The following is a 19,656-nucleotide window of genomic DNA, read 5'->3' on the forward strand; positions in this document are numbered from 1 at the left end:
CGTTCGGGTCGTCGTTCGGGTCGTCGTTCGTGCGGTTTCGGTTCGTGAGGGGAACGGTGGCAGGCGGCCCGTGACCCCGGCGTCACCGTGGCGTCAACCCCGGTCGTGCCGCTCGGGGGTGTCCGCGGGCGGTGCGGCCGGCCGGGTGCCGCGCGCGGTCCGGTGCGGGAGCATCGCGGCGAAGCGCGGCGAGGGTTCGATGCCCAGCTCCTCGTCGAGCAGCCGCCGGAACGCCTCGTAGTGCCGGATCGCCTCCGCGACGTTGTTCTCGGCCAGATGCACGGTCACCACCGCGCAGTGGGCGCTCTCGCGGAGCGGTTCGATGGCGACGCAGGTGAGGGCGGCCTCCAGGGCCAGGGCGTGGCTGCCGCGCCGGGCGTGCCGGGCGCTCAGCGATTCGAGGGCGTGCAGGCGGAGTTGGCGCAGCCGCTCCCGCTCGGAGCAGATCCACTCCTCGTCCCAGCCGGGGAGCAGTTCACCCCGGTCCAGCAGGCCGAGCGGGGGCAGCGCGTCGCCCGGGTCGTGGGCCGAGCCGGTCAGTGCGAGGGCGGCGCGGGTGAAGTCGTGGACGTCGACGGAGATCCCGTCGGCGAGGTAGAGGGTGTCGCCGTCGGTGCCGACCGCCGGGTGCGGGACGCGACGCAGCCGCCACAGGGTGGTCCGCAGGCTGCCCTGGGCGTGCTCTTCGGTGACGTCGGGCCACAGGGTGCCGGCGACCACCGACCGGGGTGTGCGCCGACGCAGCCCGAGAAAGGCCAGCAGCCGCTGTTCGTTGGCCGGAACGGCGATGCCGCCCTCGGCGCCCTCCAGCCGGAAGGCGCCGAACAGGCGGAGTCCGGCGGGCGTCGGCGCCTGTTCCGTCGTGTGGTGTCTTCGTGCTTGCGCGGTCAGTTCGTTTCCGGCCATCGCCGTCCCCGTTTCCCCGTGTGGCGGCCGTCTGCTGCGGGGCCGCTGCCGCTCGGGCCGCCGTTCGCATATGCCCGAGGTATTCAGCGTGGGGTGGCTGGAAAGGGTCTGTCATATCCGGTTCCGCTCATCGGACCGGGGACGGGCGCCCGGGTGTGACGGCACGTCACGGGCTCGGCGGCACGTTCGGGTAGGGGAGCGTGAGGCGGTCGCCGGGGGCGAGTCCGAGGTCGTAGAAGAGCTCGCGGTGGATGACCCAGGCGATGGCGTTCCGGGTGGCCTGGTCGAGGAGGGGGATGCGGTCCACGGCCGTGAGCATCTCGGCGTAGAGCGCGGCGGCGGTCACGGTGGTGTCGCCGGCCCGGCGGCGTGCCATCGCCCAGTTCTTCCAGTGCTGGTCGAAGGCGGTGTGGACCCAGGTGGGCAGGAGCACGCTGGGGGCGGCGCCGCGGCTGTAGCCGGGTACGTCGCGCAGGAAGGAGGTCGGGCTCGCGTGGGCCGACTGGACCTGCGCGCCCGTCACGCCGTAGGCGCCGCGCACCGCGGACGCGTCCGTGTGCCGCTGCACCGCGAGGTCCGCCGTGCCGGGCACGCCCTGCGGGCCGATCAGTCCGGCGGCCCGGGCGTCGGCGACCGCGGCGGCGGGACCGCTGCCGCCCGCCGCCGACGACGGCAGGGCGGCGAGTTCGCCGGCGATCTGCGCGAACACGTCCTCGGTGCTGAGCGTGGTGTCCAGCGGGGCCGACTGCCGTACCGGGGATACCGGTTGCCGGACCTGGACGGTCGACGGCCGGGACGGGGCCGGCGGTGGAGCCGGTGCCGGGGACTGTTCGGACGGGGCGCGCGAGGAGGCCGCCGTCCTGGGGACCGGCAGCGCCTCGTCGACGCCGGTCATCGCCCTGCTCAGGCCGGAGCGGACCGCCCACGCGCGGCTCCAGGCCGCGATGCCGCGCGGCGGGGCGGGCCGCACCGGCGCGGTCGTGGTGGGTGGTGGTGCGGTACGTCCGGCGGGCGCGGGTGCCGAGCCCAGGCCCGCGATGAGGACCGGGGCCACCACGTTCTGCATGGTCGCGTGGGCCTGGGCCATGCGGAACGCCTGGGCGTTCACCTGCTCGAAGGTCACCGGGCGGTGGCGCTGCTCCTGGAGCAGGAGCCAGCCCCGGACGGTCGCGGAGAGGATGAAGGCGCACTGGTCCCGCTCGTCCACGGCCGCCTCGTACTCGGGGCCGAGCGCGGCCCGGTGGCCGTGGGCGAAGGCGTCCATGGCGTCGGTGTAGGCCTTGGCGTCCCGGTGCCAGAGCTGTTTCCTGATCTCCTCGGCGCGCCCGATCGCGCGGTTGAGGCGTGCCGTCCAGTGGTGGCGCCAGAGGTCGAACATCTCGTCGGCGGTCAGGGTGTTGTGCGGGTCGTTGGGGTCGGCGGAGCGGGCGGCGGCGGGGACGCCGACCTTCTCGCCGTCGTGGTCGTAGCTCGGTACGGCGTAGGTGTGGCGGTCGGTGCCCGTGACGCGTTCGCGGGGCTTCGGGCGGGGGGCCGTCGGAGGTGCCGTGGTCTCCCCCGGCGCCGCGGTGCGCAGGGCGCGGTGGATCGCGGTCGCGACGGCCGCGCGCAGCCGTTCGCCGTCCTGGGCCGGGACGTCGTCGGGCAGGGTGATGTCGGTGGGCGGGTGGTAGCGCCGTTGCATGGCCTTCGGCCTCCGGGTGGGATGGCATCGGGACGTCGCGTTCGGGGTGGGCCCGTGGTGGGGCCGCTCATTGCACCCGCGCTCCGCCGAGGAGGCGGTAGACCGCGCTGGTGTCGTCGGCGGTGATCTCGAAGACGATGTCCGGGTGGAGTGCGCTGAGCCGGCCGAGTACTCCGGTCCGGGTGCCGCCGCCCAGCCCGGCCGCGCAGATCGAGCAGACCTCCTGGTCGACGCGGATGTACACGGTCCGCCCGTGCGCGGCCTGTCGTTCGGCGGCGGTCAGGCGGGACAGACGGGCGTCCAGTTGCTGGCCGATGTCCTGTTCCGCGTGCCCGTGCGCCTGGGGGACGACGACGTTCTCGGGCGGTCTGATGTCGTGTGCCGGGTCGTACGTGCCGAGGGCCCGGGGCGAGCCGCCGGTGAAGCGTTCCCCTTGCAGAGCGGGGATGTCGGAGCGGGCGACGGCGACGGTTCCCTCGTACCCCGCGGCCTCCTTGGCGGTCGGCGGGACGCTCTGGGTGCCCGCCGCCGTGCGGCGTTCGCGCCAGCCCGCGCGCTCGGGTGTGGTGGGTTCGCGCAGGCCCGCCGCCTCCAGGCGGTGCCGTTCGGCCTCGACGGCGGCGCGGGCCTCCCCCAGGTCGGAGCGGAGCCGGTCCTGCATCGCGGGGTCGGTCGGCCGTTCGGGCCGGAAGGGTCGTCGTTGACCGCCCCAGCGGGCGTCGAGGTACTCCCTCGCGACCGGGTCCTCGGCCTCGCGGGCGAGGAGTTGCTCCTCGGTCGCGGTCTCGTACCAGCTCCTGGCCCGTCCTGCCTCGGGGTTCGTGGCGGCGGCCGCCTGGAGTTCCTCGCGGCTGTGCCAGCGGGGCGGGGCGCCGGCGGCCTCGGCGGGAACCGGTCCGCTGGGGGCCGCCAACTCCCCTGCGTCGGGCCGGACTTGGCCGCCGAGCGAGTCCGCCGCGGTCCGCTCGGCCGCGGCCTGCCCCGGTGCGGGTGCCTGCCAGGCCCGCATCTCCGCCAGGATGTCCCCCGACTCCCCCTGGCCCGCGGCGCGTCGGGCGGCGAGCCGGTCGACGTACCCCATGAGGGTGACCTCGTCCATGCCGCTCCTGGTGCCGAGGTCGACGGCCTCGCGCACCTGCTGGAAGGCGAGTTCGAGCTGGGCGCGCTCGGCGCCGGTCAGTCCGGTCACGTCGCCGAGGAGGGCCAGGAGCCGGGCGTCCGTGCGGAGTTGGGTGAAGCGGGTGGCTCCGGCCCGGACCGCGTGGTACAGGGTCGTGAGCACGGCGGCCGGGTCCCCTCCCCCGCTGAAGGCCCGGCCGATCGCCCGGCCCGCGGCCCGTTTGAGGTCGAAGGCCGCCGTCGCGTGGGCCCGCAGCGCGGCCTTGAGTTCCGGTCGCAGTCCCTCGACCGCGTCGATCCGCTCGGTGAGCGCCCTGAGGCGGGTGGCGGCGGTCTCCACGTCGGTGGTGGCGGCGAACTCGCGCAGCGGCGCCTCCAGCGAGGTGAGGGCCTTCGCCGACGACTTCAGCAGGGTGGCGACCGTGGTGTGGAGGTCGAGCGCCGCCGCCGCGACGGCGATCCCGACCCAGACGAGCGACGGTTCCTCGTCGAGGAACGCCAGCCGGTACTGGACGGCCTGCTGCCGGTACTCGTCGATCGCCTCGACCGCCTGGTAGGTGCTCAGCGCCGTGTTCGCGATCAGTGCCGCCGCCGCGACCCACCCGCCGCCGGGCACGAGGGCGGCGAGGACCAGGGCGAGGATGCCGAGGACCACGGCCGAGAAGAGGTGCGACGACGGCTTGTGGTCGCGGATGATCCAGGCGTAGACGGTGTCGTCCTGCACGCCCTGGGCCTTCTTCGCGGCCTCGATGAGCTTCCGCTCGCTGAAGACGCGTTCGGGGTCCTGCTCGAACTCCGCGCGGGCCTTCGCCGTGTCCGCCAGCCGCTGCTCGACGAGGTCGAGCAGATAGCGCTGGGCGGCGGGCGCGTCGAGTCCGCTGAGCTTCCTGCGGTCGGTGGCCCGGCCGAGTTTCCCGGGGTCGACGAGCGGGTCGCCGCCGGAGCCGGTGACCACCGCGTTCTCGGCGGAGGCCCAGGCGGCGTCGGCCGCCACCAGGTGGCGGTCGGCGGCTGCCGCATTGGCCGTGAGCTGTTCGACGGGCAGTACGTCGCCGCCCTCCTCCAGCAGGTTGATCGCGAGGGTGCGTTGCGCGTCGGCGTTCGCGTAGTCGCCGGCCGCCGTGGTCCCCGCGATGCCGGCGAGCATCCGCTCGACGTGGCGCAGGTCCTGGAGCCGGGTGCGTTCCTCGTGGAGCATGTGGTCGTAGAAGGCGAGGATGTCGGTGCCGAGGGTGGCCGCCTCGTCGCGGAACCGGAGGCGGTAGGTCTCCGTCGCGTCGCGGAACGCGCCCTCGTGCGCGAACCCGTGCCGGGCCAGGGCCGCCCTCAACTGGGCTTCGGCGTCCATCAGTTCGCCCACCAGCGCGGTGTACGCGTCGGAGGACGCGGCCTCGTCGGCGTACGCGCTGCCCGCCCTCAGCTCCTTCGTGCGGGCCCAGATCAGGTAGAGGTCCTCGCACCCGAAGAGGGTGCTCGCGGCCGTGTCGGTGGCCCGGGCCTCGGAGTCGCGTCTGCGGACGACGGCGAGGTAGCGGTCGACGGAGGCGTCGAGGTCGGCCCAGCTCGCCGTCGAGCCGGTGACCCTGCCCAGGTACTCCTTGCGCTGGGCCTCGGTGAGGCCGGTCAGCTTCCGGCCGAGGCGGAGCAGTGCCTCGTAGTCCTCCGGGGTCGCCTGCCGGCCGCCCGCGAAGAGGATCCGCCGGACGCCCTCGGGCAGGGCGGCGAGGTCCCGGCGCTGCTCGTGCTCGTGCAGGACGTCGGCGCGGGCCGAGAGCCAGCGGGCGCGCAGGACGGCGTCCTCGGGGCCGGTACCGAGCCTGACGTCCGGACCGAGGCCGTTGTCGCGGCGGAAGCGGGCGTCGGCCGCCGCGTTGATCTCGGCCCGCTCGGTCTCGGAGAGCCGGTCCATCGCGGTCTGCGTCACGTCGGTGACGCTCAGCATGATGAAGCCGCGGTCCTTGTCCTCCGCGGTGGCCGCCCGTCCGAGGGGGCTCTGCCAGTGCCACAGGGGCACCCGCCGGTCCACCTCCCGCTCGTCGGTGGTCCGGTAGTACTGCCGGACGAACTCGCGCAGCAGTTCCGGCGACGACATCACGCGTTCCACCGTCAGCCGGAACGGCCGTGCCCGCCGCCGGGCCGGGGCCTTGGCGCGTGGGCGCACGGGGACGGCGACCGGGTGCCCGGCGTCGTCGTAGGAGGGGACGGCGTATCCCCCGCCGCCCGCGCGGCCCGGGTCGTACGGGTCCCGGACCTCTGCCGAGGCGGCACCGTGCCGGTCGTGGTGGCCGTGCCGGTCGGCCAGCAGACGTTCGGCCTCGGCCAGGCGGGCAGCGACCGCGCGGGTCAGCTCCCGGCCCGCTGCCGCCAGTTGGTCGTCGGTGGGCACCCCGACGAGCCGCAGGGTGATGGGGACGTGGACGTCGATCCGCATGGCGCCGGCTCAGGCCGCGGTGTAGGCGAGCTGGACGGTGGCGAGGCTCGTGGCGGTGACGTCCTGCACGAAGGTTGCCGTGAGGACGACGCAGTACCGGTAGGCCACGGGATCGACCAGGGTGTACCGGGAGTCGACGGGCATCGTCACGTCGTACGGATTGGTGAGGGGGGACGCGTCGCTACTGACCCTGGCCAGCCTGTCCGGTGTCGCGCCCACGTCGTCCGTCGGAGTCCGGAGCAGGTCGATGGTGAGGGCGGTCGGACTGCCCGCGTACAGGCCGACGGCGCGGAACGAGTCGAGCCGGACGTCCGCCGGCAGGCTCAGGTCCATCACGGCGGTGCTCGCGCCGTCACCGAACCTGGGGTGCACCGCTCCGGTCTTGTCGTACGTCCACTCTCCGACGGCGCCCGCCGGGAGGACGAAGTCGAGGCCGGGCGTGAACAGTTGTGATCCGGTCGGGGTGCCGGTGGGCCGACCGAGGGCGATGTCGATCCGGTCGATCGCGGCGGCTGCCCCGTGCAGGTCGCTCACTATCGTGTCGAACCGTATGTTGAAGCCGTCCAGACCGTCGCCGGAGATACGGCTGACGTTGTCGACCCAGTCGATGGGGTCGAAGGCGGGCGTGTAGCTGAGGTCGGTCATGAGTGGCCCTTCCCGGTCAGGACGGAGGTGTCAGGGTGAGCTGCACGGCCTCGACCTTCATCGTGCCGTTGAGGCCGGTGAGGCCCAGGGTGAGGAGATAGCGGAAGACGCCGGTGTCGATGAGGGTCGCCGTGGTCGGGACCGGAAGGTCGAAGGCGCCCTGAGTGCTGCCGCCGATACCCGTGGCGGTGGCGAGCGTCTCGGGCGTGGCCGGCGGAACGACCAGCCGGATCGGGGTGCGCGCCAAGGTGACGCTGCCGAAGAGCGGCGCGCCGCTGATGGCGTTGATGGAACCCACGACGCGCAGCGCGGTGAGCCAGTACCCGTCCGGCAGGTTCAGGTTGCTCACCCCGAAGGCCTGCACACCGGGTGACGGGTTCAGCTGCGCCGTGGCCACGCCGTTCGCGTCGTAGAACCACGGGCGGGTCGAGTCGATCCTGTTGCGCAACGACGGTGTGAAGGTCAGCCGTTGCTGCTGCGGCGGTGGGGGGACGTTCGTCGAGTCGATCGCCTCGCCGACCTGGGTCACCACCGCGGACAGTTGACGCAGATCGCTCGCGATCGCGTTGAAGCGCACGTTGAACCCGTTGGGACCGGCCGCCTCCACACGGTTCTTGCGGTCCTCCCAGCGGACGTGGTGGAACGTCGGGGTGTAGCTGATGTCGGCCACGATGACTCCTAGCTGGTCGTGTAGGCGATCTGGAAGGCGGCGATCGTCACCGGTTCGTCGGTGGACACGACGGAGGCCTGGATGATGTACCGGTAGGTGGCGGTCACGGTGGTGGCCAGGGCCGGATCGATGTCCGCGGTCGCGTCGAACGGGTCGGGGCCGCCGTCGACCGAGGCCAGCACCTCCGGAGTTCCGCCGGGGATGCGGACCCGGGACAGGGAGACGGCCACACCCTGCGCCGACGCGGAGCCCTGGCCCACGGCGCGGAACGTGGACAGCGTTGCGTTGTCCGGGAGTTCCAGTTCCATCAGCCCGTACACGTTCTTGCCCTGCGCCTGGGCCGCTCCGTTGGCGGTGATGGTCCAGTCGAGGGCGTTCGCGGAGGTCGTCCGCAGCATCGGCGGCAGGTCGAGCAGATGTCCGACCGGCCCCGACCCCCGCGCGTCCACCGCCGCGTCGATCTGCTCGACGACGAGGGCCAGTTGATGCAGATCGGTCTCGATCGCGGCGAACCGGGCGTTGAAGCCGTTGGGTTCGTCGGCGCGGACCCGGTCGCCGTCCGGGCCGTCGACGAACTCCTTGTGGCTGAAGGTGGGTCGGAAGACGATGTCAGCCATCGGCGGGCCTCCTCGCTCGGGGCGGCAGTGGGCCGCGGACACGGAATCTCGGGTAGGTGTAGTCCGGGTTGGCCTGCGCGAGGTCGCCCTGGAGTTCGATCACATGGGCGCGGACCGCGGCGGTGTTGACCTCCACGCCGACCGGGTGCAGCACGTTGAGGATGTTCATGATCAGGTCGTGCTGGTCCTTGGTGACGACCGTCGCCGGCACGTCCAGCTCCGGCCGCAGCCGCACCTGGAAGGTGTACGGCACCGGTTGCCCGCCGACCGGATAGGTCGCCTGCACCCAGGCCATGCCGGCGGCGCCGGCGTGCAGGGTGACGGTCTGCAGGGTGCTGGAGACCACCGTGATCGCGGCGGCGTCGTACGTGCCGGACGCCCAGCCCAACCGCGGTCCCTCGCCGGGGAACTGGCCGATCAGCCCGGCGGCGGCGAGGGTGTCGGGCGAGGGGGTCACCGTGAGGTCCATGGTGTCGCCCTCGTCCAGTTCGACGACGGCGCCGTCCTCGGTGCCGGAGGGCCCGCGCACCTCGACGAGCTGGCCCGGGGCCTGCCGCGCCTCCAGGTCGTCGCCGCTGCGCCGGAGGTACCCGAACCCGACGGCGAACGCGGCCCTGGCCAGCGTTCCGGGGTCCAGCGAGCTGTGCCGGAGCAGGAGCCGGCGCCCCTGCGCGGCGGCCGGGTCCACGGGGTCGCCGGTGTCGTCGAACCCGGCGGTCACGGTGAGCCGTCCGCCGGCGGACAGGCGCGTCAGTTCGGCGAGCAGGGCGTCCAGGAGTTCGGCCACGGCGGGCTGCATCAGGTGGGCGCCGTCGCCGCCGTAGTCGAGGCCGGGTCGGTCGTGGCGGACCAGGAACGCCCGGTCGAAGTAGGTGCCCGGGCGTTCCACGCTCGACGCGGGAACGCCGGTGGTGCCGTCCGCGGCGACCGAGGCGCCCTCGTCGAGGCCCGCCAGGCCGATCCGCAGGGTGCGGGTCGCGGACGCCGAGACGGTGTGCCTGCCCCGGGCCACATCGGCCTTGACCGTCAGCTGCCCGGGGCCGGTGGCGACCAGTTCCGCGGTCCGGTGCCGTGATCCGGCGCCGGTCTCCGGTGCGAGCGTGCCGCGCCCGGCACCACCGGGCACCACCAGCCAGGTCAGGAAGGCGTCCGCGGGGGGCGCGGGACGCAGCGACAGTGTCATGGGGATGCCCGGCAGCAGCTCGACGGGGCCGGGGCCGCCCGACGCCGCGTCGAGCGGGGCGACGGCGGCCGGGGTGAGCGTGTTGGTGACGGACGGGGCGATGTCGATCCTGAAGTAGTCGCCCTGGGCGGTCGCCGCGTACACCCCGCCTCCCGTGGCCCCCGTGCGGTGGGCGACGTAGTCGAAGCCCGCGCGGTGGGCGAGGGCCGCGAGGCGGTCCGGGGGGACCGAGCTGTGCGAGAGGAGCACCGCCCGGCCTGTTGCCCGGAGATCGGCCGCCAGGGGGTGGTAGGCGGCGTCGATCCGCAGGCGGCCGGGCGGTGCGGTCTCGGCTCCGGCCAGGGTGACCAGCCGGTCGAGGCATTCGGCCACGCCGACCTGGACCAGGTGCGGGTCGGCCGGCGCGGTCCCGGGGGTGAAGTCCACCCCGGGGTTGGCGTACCGCAGCAGGTAGGCGGGGTCGAAGGTGTCCTCCTGGGCCGCCGTGCCCACCACGCTCGCCTCGGTCGTCCGGCGCGCCCCGGTGGCGTCGACGGTCTCGCCGGGGAGCAGGACGTGCGGGCGGATGTGCACCAGGCGGGTGCCGCGGACCAGGGTGGCGTTCGTGTCGTCGACCACCAGCGCGTCGGGCCGCCCGGCGATGGGTCCGGCGAGCCGGTTGAGGAGGGCGGTGAGATTCGCCGGGGTCGGCAGGGTCCAGCGGCGGAACAGTTCGAGGCGGCGCCGGTAGTGGTCGTCGTCCTCGCCGAGCGCGGGCGCGAAGTCCTTGCGTGCCGAGGAACTGATCCGCACCTCGTCGACGACCCCGCGGAAGGCGCCGCCCGCCGCGCCGATCCGCAGCGGTTCGGTGCCGGTGACCGCGCCGAGCGGGAACAGGAACCGCCAGTCGCGCAGCACTCCGTCGAGGAACAGCTCCACCCGTCCCCTGGTCCGGTCGACCACCGCCGCGACATGCGTGAACACGTCGGTCGGCAGGGTGGTGTCGGCGAACAGGGTCACGTCGTGGCCGGGATCGCCGTCGCCGATCGTGAACCGTACGTTGCGCGGAAGCCCGCGCCGGAAGTCGCCGATCGCGAACTCCCAGCCGGCGCGCGCCTTCTCACCGTGGCCGGACTTCCCGCCGGGGTCCGGGGGTCGGCGGCTGAGCACCGGCCCGTCGTGCGCGCAGGGGTCGGAGTCCGGGTCGGGGTCGGGTGCCGGGTCGGGGCGTACGAAGCACTCCAGGGTCGCGTCGTCCCACTCGCCGATGTCGAACGTGGCGTCGGTGGCCGCCGTGATCACCGAGTCGGCCGACCGGAAGCCCATCGCCCGGCCGTACCGCCCCGGCAGGCCGACCTGCACCGGGCCCTGGAGCACACCGTGGTGCGCGGTCCGGCCCGGGTGGGCGGCGGTCGCGTCGGCGACCTGCGGGTCGGCGCCGGGGGCGTCGTCGAGGTGGTAGAGCGCCACGGCGTCGGTGTCGAAGCCGTAGGGCAGCGCGGGGAAGCGCGGTACGCCGAGGTCGGCGCCGATCAGGTCGAGGCTCAGGCCCAGGGCGGTCGGCAGGTGCCGCTGGGCGAGGGTGGTGACGGCGTGCCGGCGCAGTTGGTCGCGTTCGGCGCCGATCACCCACAGCAGCTTGGCCGTGGTGCCGAGCAGGGCGGTCAGGGTCCAGCAGTCCTGGGGCCGGTTGTCGAACGGCGAGGTGCCCATGGTGAGCAGGACCAGCCGCGCGGTCGCGGTCACCGGCCGCGACAGCAGGAACGACGTACCGGTCACCGTCCCGGCGGGGACGGTGAGCTGGTGGTCCACGCTCGACGGCGCGCCCGGCTCCTCGTAGGTGAGGGTCACCGTGGTGTCGACGTCGACGTCGCGGGTGGTGGCGAGGACGTAGCGCGGTTCGGCCGGTGCGCCGAAGCGGGCCTCGTGCGCGGCGAAGTCGTAACTCCCTATCTCCGCCTGCGAGCTGTTGAAGGGCAGCAGGCGCAGGTCGAGGGTGTCGGCGCCGCGGGCGAACGGTGGGGTGAGGCGGCGCGCCATCGTGGTGACGGCGAGCACGGGGGTGACAGCTTCGGTGGTCATCCGGTCACCACCGTCACGTCGAAGGCGTCGCCGTCGGCCACGAAGGTCGCCAGTTCGGTCGGGCCCATGGTGAGGTTCTCGCCCACCGCGCCCTCCGCGAGCACGCGTTGGAACGGCACGTCGCCGAAGGTGATCCTGCCGAACGCGGCCGGCACCCGGCGCAGATGCAGCCCCTGTACGTCGAGCACGCCCGGTTCCTCGACGAACGCGCTGACCACCTGTGCGTACAGGACGTCGCCGCCCAGACGCAGCGCCGCGATGTCCTTCGCGAGCCGTCGGCGCACCGAGGAAAGGAGGCCGACGCCGTCGGAGCCGGGGGCGACGACGAGGGTCGCCCGTACGCCGATCTCGATGTGGTCGGCCTCGACGACGTTGGCGTGGATGCCGATCGGCCGGACCGCGTCGACCGCCGCGCCGACCCGTTCGAAGATGCCGGGCACGGGACCGGTGGTGTGCCACGGCCAGCGGAAGTCGTGCGCCACCACGACGGTGAAGAAGTACGGCTGCCCGACGCGGCGTTCGCTGCTGAAGGCGCGCTGGTCGAAGTTGAACAGGTCGAAGTAGCTCTGCGACACGTCGACCCCGCCGAGCGGGTCGGACAGGACGACGTCGAGGACCCCGCTGACGCCGAGGGCGGCCTGGGCGACGGCCTCCACGGTCCACAGGTTGCGGGCGATGCCGAGGAGCCGACCGCGGTAGGCGGCGTCCGGTTCCTCGTCGGTGCCGCCCTTGGTGGCGGCCGGGTTGGTCACCTCGAAGTGGGCGGACCCGATGTCGGCGAGGTAGATCGACCGGTAGGTCGGGTCGACGGCGGTGATCGTCCCGGCGGCGACGTCCCCGTCCGGTCCCGGTTCGAACGCCACGACCCCGACGTTCGCGGTGGTCTCAGTGCTGTCGAGCACGACCGGGGCCACCGTGCCGAACGTCCGGCCCGCGGCCGTCACCAGGATCGCGCCCTGCGGCAGGACGTACTGGCGGCCCTCCACCGCGTTGTCCAGCGTGACCTTGACCGTGCCGGTGCTCGGCAGCGGCGCGCGGTCCAGGCCGGTGTCCTCGCCGAGCAGGTCGAGGGCGTCGCCGACCGCCGTGGACATGAAGTTGGCGTAGTAGAGGTCCTCCAGCCGCTTCCACAGTTCGCCGTCCTCGGCGGCGGCCGTCTCCAGGATCTTGCGCAGCGCGCTGGTGCTGGTCAGGTCCGCGCCGGGGAACGCCGCCCTGGCCCGGTCGAAGGACTCGCTGAGTATCGCGTCGACGGGTTTGAGGACGAAGCCGTCGGCAGTCACCCCGTAGTCGGTCACGGTCGTCATACCTCCACGTTCACGCGCAGCGTGACCGGAACCTCGGCCACCGTCTCCAGGTCGGCCTCGACCGTCCAGACGCGGCGGAGCCGGGCGGCGCGCGCCCGGGCCACGGCGCCGGGGCCGGCGGCCAGCCGTTCGGGATCGTCGTCGAAGGTCACCTGCCGGACCTCGCTGACCCGGGGGTCGGTGCCCAGGGTGCCGACGAGGTTGAGTTTCAGCAGTTCCTTGACCATGCGGGCACCGTTCGGCTCGGTGAACGCCCGGGTGACGTCCAGGCCGTAGCCGGTGTTGAAGCGGTCGGAGCCGAAGGGGGTCAGAACGCGCAGGGTCAGTGCCTGGGTGAGGTTGGCGATGCCGCTCACCTCGGCCAGGTCTCCGCCGTCGAGTACGAGGTCCCCGTCGTCCACGCGCAGGCCGTGCCCGAACGGGTCCGGGGACGTCGGCGTTGTCATGTTGCCTCCAATTTCGTCTGGCCGGCCGAGACGACCCGCCAGGGCGACGCCGTCAGGGTCGATCCCTGGGCGGTCTCCAGCGCCACCGGCTCGTCCCCGATCCGCAGCTTCGTGGCGAGGCCGGAGTCGACGGACACGACCGCGCCGCACGGCGGTTGGCTCGGGCAGGCCGGAACCGTCGCGGTGAGCAGGTCGGCGCGGGTGAGGACGGGCTGTCCGTCCACGGTGAGCAGATGTCCGCCGGGCACGATCAACAGCGGTGCGCCGTGCGGGCACTGCAGCGTCGACGCGGCGGTCAGGACGGCGGCCATCAGGACACCGCCACGGCGGAACCGTCGAGCGTGAGGCCGACCGTGCCGTTGGTCAGCGAGATCGGGTGGTGGTCCGTGCTGATGGTGACCGCGCCGTCGGCGGCGACGGTGATGGTCGTACCGCTCTTGTGCTCGATGGTGATCGTGTCGTCGGCCGGCGGTTCCGGCCGGGTGCCCACCTCGGGCAGCGCGTTCTTGCCGACCAGGATGTGCAGACCGGTCGTCTGGATCACCCGGTGGCCGCCCGCGTCCGTGAGGTCGTTGGCGCCGGGGCCGGTGGGCCGTCCGTCGTCGCCGAGTCCGGTGGGCAGCGCCAGCCAGTAGTCGCCGGGCTCGTTGGCCGGGCGCCGGGTCTGCGGGTTGTCCGGCCACAGGAACCCGGCCAGTACGGCGTCGTTGACGGCGCCCCGGTTGTGCGCGAGCAGGGCGCGCATGCCGGGGTACACCGGCACCACCAGGCCCGTCCGGTCGAACGCGAACACCGATGAGATCGGCTTCTCGTGCATGCTCGCGCCGGTGTCGACCGGACTGGCCACGCTGGGGGCGACCACGCCCGGCTCGGGGACCTGGGCGTAGTGCAGGGAGGCCAGGTGCCCCGCGGCGCCGGGCGCGTACTCGGTGACCTCGCCGACGTCCACGGCCGGATGGTCGTCGCGGGCCCGGTCCACCATGCCGCGCCAGCGGTCCACCACCACCTGGACGCCGGTGGCGAGTTGGGCCCGCTCGCCGGCGCCCGCCGCGATCAGGCCGAGTTCCGTGGTGTAGCCGCCGGCGGTGGTGAACCGGTGCACCACCCGCGACAGCCGCAGCGTCCCGTCGGGCACCCCGGACAGTCCGCCGATCTTCGCGACCTGCCCGACCCGCAGCCCCGGATGGCCGAGCACGGCCAGGTTCACGGTGGTGCGCACCGGAGGCGACAGCTCGCCCGAGGTGTCCTCCCCGTAGGAGCTGTCCAGCCACACGATGTTGGTGTCGGGGTCGAGCGCCACCGGTGCCGTGTCCCCCGCCGCGCCGACCGCGTCACCGAGGTAGATCGTGCGGTCCCGGACCACCAGCGGTACGTTCCCGCGCTCGGCCAGGGCGCGCAGCGCGTCCAGGGTGGATCCGCTGCGGATCGTGAACCCGCTCAGGTCGCCGGGCAGCGTCGAGCCCTCCGCGAACGGCACGCCCACCTTGCCGGCGAGGGAGCCGGCGAGTTCCGCCGCGCTCGTCCCGTCGGGGGTGCCGGCCTGGGCCGGTTCGTTGCGCAGCAGATAGCCGCCCTCCTCCTGGCCGTGCAGCACCGTGCGGGCGTATCCGTCCTGGCCGACGCTGCCGGAGACCCGGGTGACGCGGCCCACCAGGACCCGGCCGGCGTCGCCCTTCGTGGTGGACGGGTCGTCGAAGTAGCCGAGCCGGACGGACACGTTGACCGGTGTCCTGGCCTGCGCCGAGCGGATCAGGTCGGTCACGTCCGTCGGCAGGTTGATCAGGGTGACCTCGAACGTGTCGGTGGCGGCGCCCTCCGTCATGGTGACGGTGATGTCGGCGTCGAGCACGAAGGAGCCGGCCAGTACGTCGTTGGACACGGTCACCGGGAGTCCGGGCCCCACGGCTTCCCCGGGTGCGGAGATCTCCACCTCGTAGCGGATGACGAAGCTCATGGCGTCGACTCCCGCCGGGCGTCGGTGCGTCGGCTCATCGCGCGGCCACCCCTCCCACGACCTGGGAGCCGAACGAGCCGGCTCCGTTGAGATTGCGCGGGTCGAGCCTCAACGTCGGAAACGTCAGGGCGAGTTCGGCCGCGTGGTACTCCACGCCGGGCACCAGCTTGCGGAGCAGGATCGAGGCCGGGCCCGCCGGGTCCTCCCGCTCGACCGACAGCACGAGGAACGCGGACCTCGCGGGCAGGTCGAGCGGGCCGTCCGGGAGGTCGTCGAGCACGTCCTCCGCGATGTTGCCGTAGAGCCGGAACCGGTAGGAGCGGCCGGCCAGGGACAGCCGGAACGCCTGCGGAAACCCCTCGGCCGGGTCGATCGGCAGGGCGAGATAGTTCAGGGCCGCCATATCCTGCCTCCTTGGTCATGACGGGGTTCACGGCGAACGCACCGTGTGTGGCGCGAACTCATAACAGGGCGCCCGGAGTCCGGGCGATGGGACTGGCCGCCGGTCCGCTCGGTACGGCCGCGGTGCCCACGGCGAGACTCAGGTCGCCGATCTCACCGAGCACCGCGGCCGTGAGCGCGGGCGGGATCTGCTGGAGCGCGATCGACACGTCCAGCGCGTCCCGCTTGGCCACCCCCTGGGTGAAGCGCAGATCGGTGATCTGCATGTTCAGGCTGATGGTCAGGCCCGACACCACCGGGATGCCGACGGCCGACTCCCCGCGGGCGACGGCGGCGACCAGCAGCCGTGAGGTGAGCGCGAGGGCCTCCAGGGCCTTCTTCTGCTCCTGCCGCTGCGGGCCGAGCAGTACGGCCTCGATCGCGATCGTCCTGTTCGTGGGCTGCGTGGCCTGGGAGAACCGGCTGCCCATGATCCGCTCGATGCGGTAGCCCTCGTTGACGGTCATGCTCTGCACGTACAGCAGCTGCACAGGGCCCACCAGCACGGGCAGGTTCACCGCATCAGCCATCGTGTTCGTCCCCCTTCGAATCCCGTCGGACGGCGGGCGTGCGTGTCCGTGTCCGTGTCCGTCAGATGCGGGTCGCCAGTTCCCGGTCGAGCTGGTCGAAGACGTAACCGGCCACCCGCTGGACCTCGGTGTCCGGCAGCGTCCCGACGACCTCGACCTGGACCGGGAAGTAGTAGTTGACGACCGCGGACTCGCTCCGCGGCGAGATCACGGCCTCGCTGCCGGCCTGCGGGACGATGTACTCGCCCTCGTGCACCAGCGCGATCCCGGTGCGTTCCACCCGGCCGCCGGTCGCGAACCCCGGTACGGGGAACAGGTCCTGGCCGCCGGGACCGGCCTCGACGCCGTCCCGCTCCTCCTCCGGGGCGCCGTCGCCGTCGCCGTCGTCGCCCACGGGCTAGGCCTCGACCCCGACGGACAGCGCGAGGCAGGTGAAGCTGGCCTGCGGGACGCCGTCGACCATCACGTTGCTGGGGTTGGCCGAAGTGACCACGCAGCGGGCGAACTTCATCGAGTTGAACGCCCAGTCCGTGCCCTTCTTCTCGGCCACGATGATCTGGAACTCGGTTCCCTCGGTGGCCAGTTGGGTGAGGTCGGCGACGACGGTCGCCACCGCGGGCACGCCCATCGTGAAGGTGAACGTGGTGGGCTGGCGGACGAACCCGACGTTGTCCGCCTCGATGCTGTGCAGCACGGTGTGCGGCACGTTGAAGGTCGGGGTGAACGTCGAGATCGGAGTGATGGTGGAGTCCCCGAGTTTCACTTCGAGGCGGGTGTTCCAGTCGGCCATCAGGAGTGCCTTCCTAGTCGGACTAGTCGAACTTCAGGTCGATGGAGATCCGGTGCACGGCGCCCGCGTACTCGACGGCGGCCAGCACCTGTACGAGGCGCTGCACCTCGGCGGTGTGGATCCGGCCCGCCTCCTCGGTGGTGAGCGTGGCGGGGTCCTTGTCCAGGAGCACGAGGACGGGGACGACGATCTCGAAGCTGTTGAGCACGCCGTCGTCGACGAAGGGGCCGAGGACCGCCTCCATCTGCGCGACCAGCGCGCGCAGCCCGGACCTGCTGATCCGCACGTTGCCGATCGAGTTGATCAGCTGTGCCTTGAGCAGGAAGGACAGATGGTCGATGAAGCGGCAGATGTCGATGTACTTCTTCGGGCTGCCGGGGTTGCCGGTGTAGCCCTCGCCCAGGTAGACGCCGTTGCCGGGGATGAGCGCGGGGCTGGTCAGCCAGTTGACGCCGGCTCCGGTGGGCCCGGTCCCGGAGCTCTCCGGCGGCCCGTTCAAGGTGTCGATGTCGGTGGGGCCGAACGGCGGGCTGACGATGTTGACCTGCTTGAGCAGCATCGACACGAAGGGTTCGTAGCCGGCGATGGTGCCGGCCACGGCGACCGCCGCGTCCTGTGCGCTGTTGTGCGCGATGTAGACCATGCGGTCGTTCGGCAGGATCACCTTCGGGTCGGCGCTGCCCTGCGGCAGCATCGCGACACCCATGCGTTCCATGCCGTCGGCACCCGTGTTGGACACCGTGGTGACGTGCGCCGAGAGCAGCCCGATCGGTCCGTCGGGGGTCTTCGAGCCGGCGTCGACCGGGGTGTTGGCGAGCACCACGAGCTGGACGTTCAGACCGGCGACGACCTCCAGCGCGCCCTTCCAGTCGGGTGCGGTGGCGTCGACGGGGACGGCGTAGACGAGGGTCGGGCCGGGGGTCTGCGCGAACACCAGGCTGATGGCGTCGGCGAGTTCACCGGGGAACTTCTCGTCCGCCTTGTCCGGGCTGGTGAGCGCCACCGGCGTGGGCGCCACGACGGTCGCCTCGGCGACGGCGGCCTTCTTGGCCGACGCCGAGGACGAAGCCGACGACGACGCGGCCACGGGCTCCGGAGCGGGGGCCGGTGCGGTCACGCGGCCCACGATCGCGATCGTGCCGAAGGCGCGGACGGCCGGTGCGAACAGGTTGACGGTCGGGTCAACCCGGATATACCGAACGGGCATCAGGGTTCTCCTCCAGGGCGGGCCGGTCAGGCCGGGTCGATGGCAGAGGCAGAGGCAGAGAAGGGTGGACGGAACCGCGGGCCGCGGTCGCCGTCATGACGGCTTCGTCAGGGGGCGGGCAGGAAGAGGCAGGCGACGCCCTCGCCGGCGCAGAGCCGTTCGACATCGGCGGCGGCGAGCCCGTCGGGCAGACCGTCCTCCGCCATGACGACGGCGGTCGCGTACGCCTCGGCGACCTCGGCCGGGAGCCCCGCGGGAGGCGGGCCGGTCAGTGGCCGCGCCGCCTCCCGTACGAGCCGGGTGGCGCGCAGCCCGCCGGCGAGGTCGAACGGGTCGACGACCACGGCCGCCAGGGTGACCGGGAGGGTGTGCGTGTTCGCCGGGTCGTCGGGGTCGAAGGGGGGTGGTGTGCGCAGCTGTATCTCCGCGACCACGTAGTGGAAGGCGTCCTTCAGTTCCTCCACCGTGCTGATTCCGTGCTCGGCGAGGAAGGCGTCGAGATCGAAGAAGGTGAACCTGGCCCGGAACTCGTCGAAGGTGGCGAAGTCGTCGAACGCCCGGGCCACCACCGATTCCGCGCCGGCCGGGTCGATCTCGGCGACCAGCGTGACGTCGATGGTGGCGCGCAGGTCGACCCAGACCGGCCGGGTGGGCTCGGGGACGGTCAGGGTCAGTTCCGTCCGTGCGTAGGACGGTACGAGTTGCGACCACGCCCCGTCCCGGCGACCGGTCGGGAACAGCGGCCGTTGCAGGGCGATCTCCCGCACCCGCGCGCCGGTGATCGTGTCGAGCCGGACGGCCGACAGGTCGTAGACCGAGGCCAGCATCGTGCGGACCCGCTGCTCACCCGAACCGTCGGTGGGCGACAGCAACGCCCCCAGCGCGACAGGGTCACTCAGTGAGAGCAGCGCCCGGTCCCCGAATGCCGACATGATTCCCCCGCTGGTAGTCCGGTCCCGGCGGGTGATCCAGGCCCCTCCGGCGATGGCCACGTTGGCAGGGGGGCCGTTACGGAGGCGTCACCACGGCGTCAGCGAGGGGTCCGGATCGCCACCGGACGAGCAGCCGTCGAGAAGCCGACCTGGCATCGGGGGTACGGGCCACCTCGGGGCCGCTCCCCGCGGCCGGCCGGGACGGTGGCATGTGCCGTCCCCAAGAACGATGAAGGGGTGGTCCCGGATTTCTCCGGAACCACCCCTTCACCTACGACTCCATCGAGTCGGGACGACAGGATTTGAACCTGCGACCCCTTGGCCCCCAGTAGCTGATGACCAGTCCGTACCGTCCATCCAGTCCAGGCAGTTCGAGAAACGTCCAGGTCAGCGGCCCGGGGCGTGATCGCACGGGCGGGGGTCTGTGAGAAACGTGTGAGACGCCCTACCCCTTATACATGGGCCCTGTCACGTCACCAGCGGGGCCAGGAAGCGCGCGGTGCGCGCCGCTCAGGTCTTGATCATCGGGGCGCGGAGCGCCCGCTTAATGGATCTACACGGCCCCCAACGTGGCATCTCAAAACCCGCTGCTTGCACCGTCGAGCTGGCCGTACGCTTGCTCGCCATGAACAACCCTCAGACCGTGTTTGAGATCTGCCGTGTCTCGTTGCTGAGGCGCTCGTTGAGCTCGCGGTGAGCAGTGTTGGGGGTGGGTATCCGTCGGACCTGACGG

Annotated in this window: 17 protein-coding genes; all 17 read right to left on the bottom strand. The window is 72.7% G+C overall.

Annotation, left to right across the window (positions count from 1 at the left end; genetic code table 11):
- Positions 1–93 precede the first annotated feature (93 nt).
- The 17 genes from ACFZB3_RS43665 to ACFZB3_RS43745 all read right to left on the bottom strand — a co-directional run bounded on the left by ACFZB3_RS43665 (position 94) and on the right by ACFZB3_RS43745 (position 18,923).
- Positions 94–906 carry a BTAD domain-containing putative transcriptional regulator gene (locus ACFZB3_RS43665; protein WP_391387787.1) on the bottom strand — a complete coding sequence of 271 codons (813 nt, stop codon included), beginning with the start codon at positions 904–906 and terminating at the stop codon, positions 94–96.
- Between the two features lie 166 nt (positions 907–1,072).
- Positions 1,073–2,590: a hypothetical protein gene (locus ACFZB3_RS43670; protein WP_391387790.1), complete on the bottom strand. Its 1,518-nt coding sequence runs from the start codon at positions 2,588–2,590 to the stop codon at positions 1,073–1,075.
- 67 nt (positions 2,591–2,657) lie between these two features.
- On the bottom strand, positions 2,658–6,140 hold the full coding sequence (locus ACFZB3_RS43675) for a hypothetical protein (RefSeq protein WP_391387797.1): 3,483 nt from the start codon (positions 6,138–6,140) through the stop codon (positions 2,658–2,660).
- Between the two features lie 9 nt (positions 6,141–6,149).
- Positions 6,150–6,785, bottom strand: coding sequence for a hypothetical protein (locus ACFZB3_RS43680; protein WP_391387800.1), 636 nt, complete (start codon positions 6,783–6,785; stop codon positions 6,150–6,152).
- 16 nt (positions 6,786–6,801) lie between these two features.
- Positions 6,802–7,455 carry a hypothetical protein gene (locus tag ACFZB3_RS43685; protein ID WP_391387802.1) on the bottom strand — a complete coding sequence of 218 codons (654 nt, stop codon included), beginning with the start codon at positions 7,453–7,455 and terminating at the stop codon, positions 6,802–6,804.
- Between the two features lie 8 nt (positions 7,456–7,463).
- Positions 7,464–8,072 (bottom strand): hypothetical protein, encoded by a 609-nt coding sequence (locus ACFZB3_RS43690; RefSeq protein ID WP_391387804.1) that lies wholly within the window; start codon positions 8,070–8,072, stop codon positions 7,464–7,466.
- Positions 8,065–11,316 carry a LamG-like jellyroll fold domain-containing protein gene (locus ACFZB3_RS43695; protein WP_391387806.1) on the bottom strand — a complete coding sequence of 1,084 codons (3,252 nt, stop codon included), beginning with the start codon at positions 11,314–11,316 and terminating at the stop codon, positions 8,065–8,067. Before ACFZB3_RS43695 ends, ACFZB3_RS43690 begins: the two co-directional genes overlap by 8 nt.
- Positions 11,313–12,623, bottom strand: a complete 1,311-nt coding sequence (locus ACFZB3_RS43700; protein WP_391387808.1) for a baseplate J/gp47 family protein — start codon at positions 12,621–12,623, stop codon at positions 11,313–11,315. Before ACFZB3_RS43700 ends, ACFZB3_RS43695 begins: the two co-directional genes overlap by 4 nt.
- Positions 12,620–13,069 (bottom strand): hypothetical protein, encoded by a 450-nt coding sequence (locus ACFZB3_RS43705; protein ID WP_391387811.1) that lies wholly within the window; start codon positions 13,067–13,069, stop codon positions 12,620–12,622. The genes ACFZB3_RS43700 and ACFZB3_RS43705 overlap by 4 nt, the downstream gene beginning before the upstream one ends.
- Positions 13,066–13,380, bottom strand: coding sequence for a hypothetical protein (locus tag ACFZB3_RS43710; RefSeq protein WP_391387814.1), 315 nt, complete (start codon positions 13,378–13,380; stop codon positions 13,066–13,068). The genes ACFZB3_RS43705 and ACFZB3_RS43710 overlap by 4 nt, the downstream gene beginning before the upstream one ends.
- On the bottom strand, positions 13,380–15,023 hold the full coding sequence (locus ACFZB3_RS43715; protein WP_391387817.1) for a hypothetical protein: 1,644 nt from the start codon (positions 15,021–15,023) through the stop codon (positions 13,380–13,382). Before ACFZB3_RS43715 ends, ACFZB3_RS43710 begins: the two co-directional genes overlap by 1 nt.
- Positions 15,024–15,057: 34 nt before the next feature.
- A complete protein-coding gene (locus ACFZB3_RS43720) occupies positions 15,058–15,426 on the bottom strand; it encodes a hypothetical protein (RefSeq protein ID WP_391387820.1) in 369 nt (122 codons plus the stop codon).
- A gap of 58 nt (positions 15,427–15,484) precedes the next feature.
- A complete protein-coding gene (locus ACFZB3_RS43725; protein ID WP_391387822.1) occupies positions 15,485–15,994 on the bottom strand; it encodes a hypothetical protein in 510 nt (169 codons plus the stop codon).
- 61 nt (positions 15,995–16,055) lie between these two features.
- Positions 16,056–16,388, bottom strand: a complete 333-nt coding sequence (locus ACFZB3_RS43730) for a hypothetical protein (RefSeq protein ID WP_391387825.1) — start codon at positions 16,386–16,388, stop codon at positions 16,056–16,058.
- Between the two features lie 3 nt (positions 16,389–16,391).
- Positions 16,392–16,784, bottom strand: coding sequence for a hypothetical protein (locus tag ACFZB3_RS43735; RefSeq protein ID WP_391387828.1), 393 nt, complete (start codon positions 16,782–16,784; stop codon positions 16,392–16,394).
- A 22-nt stretch (positions 16,785–16,806) separates the two neighbouring features.
- The gene (locus ACFZB3_RS43740; RefSeq protein WP_391387835.1) at positions 16,807–17,991 is read right to left on the bottom strand and encodes a hypothetical protein; all 1,185 of its coding nucleotides are present in this window, start codon (positions 17,989–17,991) and stop codon (positions 16,807–16,809) included.
- 107 nt (positions 17,992–18,098) lie between these two features.
- Entirely contained in the window at positions 18,099–18,923 is an 825-nt protein-coding gene (locus ACFZB3_RS43745; RefSeq protein WP_391387838.1) for a hypothetical protein, read from the bottom strand.
- Positions 18,924–19,656: the final 733 nt, after the last annotated feature.

This window comes from Streptomyces sp. NPDC008092 (assembly GCF_042957285.1).
Taxonomy (GTDB): Bacteria; Actinomycetota; Actinomycetes; order Streptomycetales; family Streptomycetaceae; genus Streptomyces.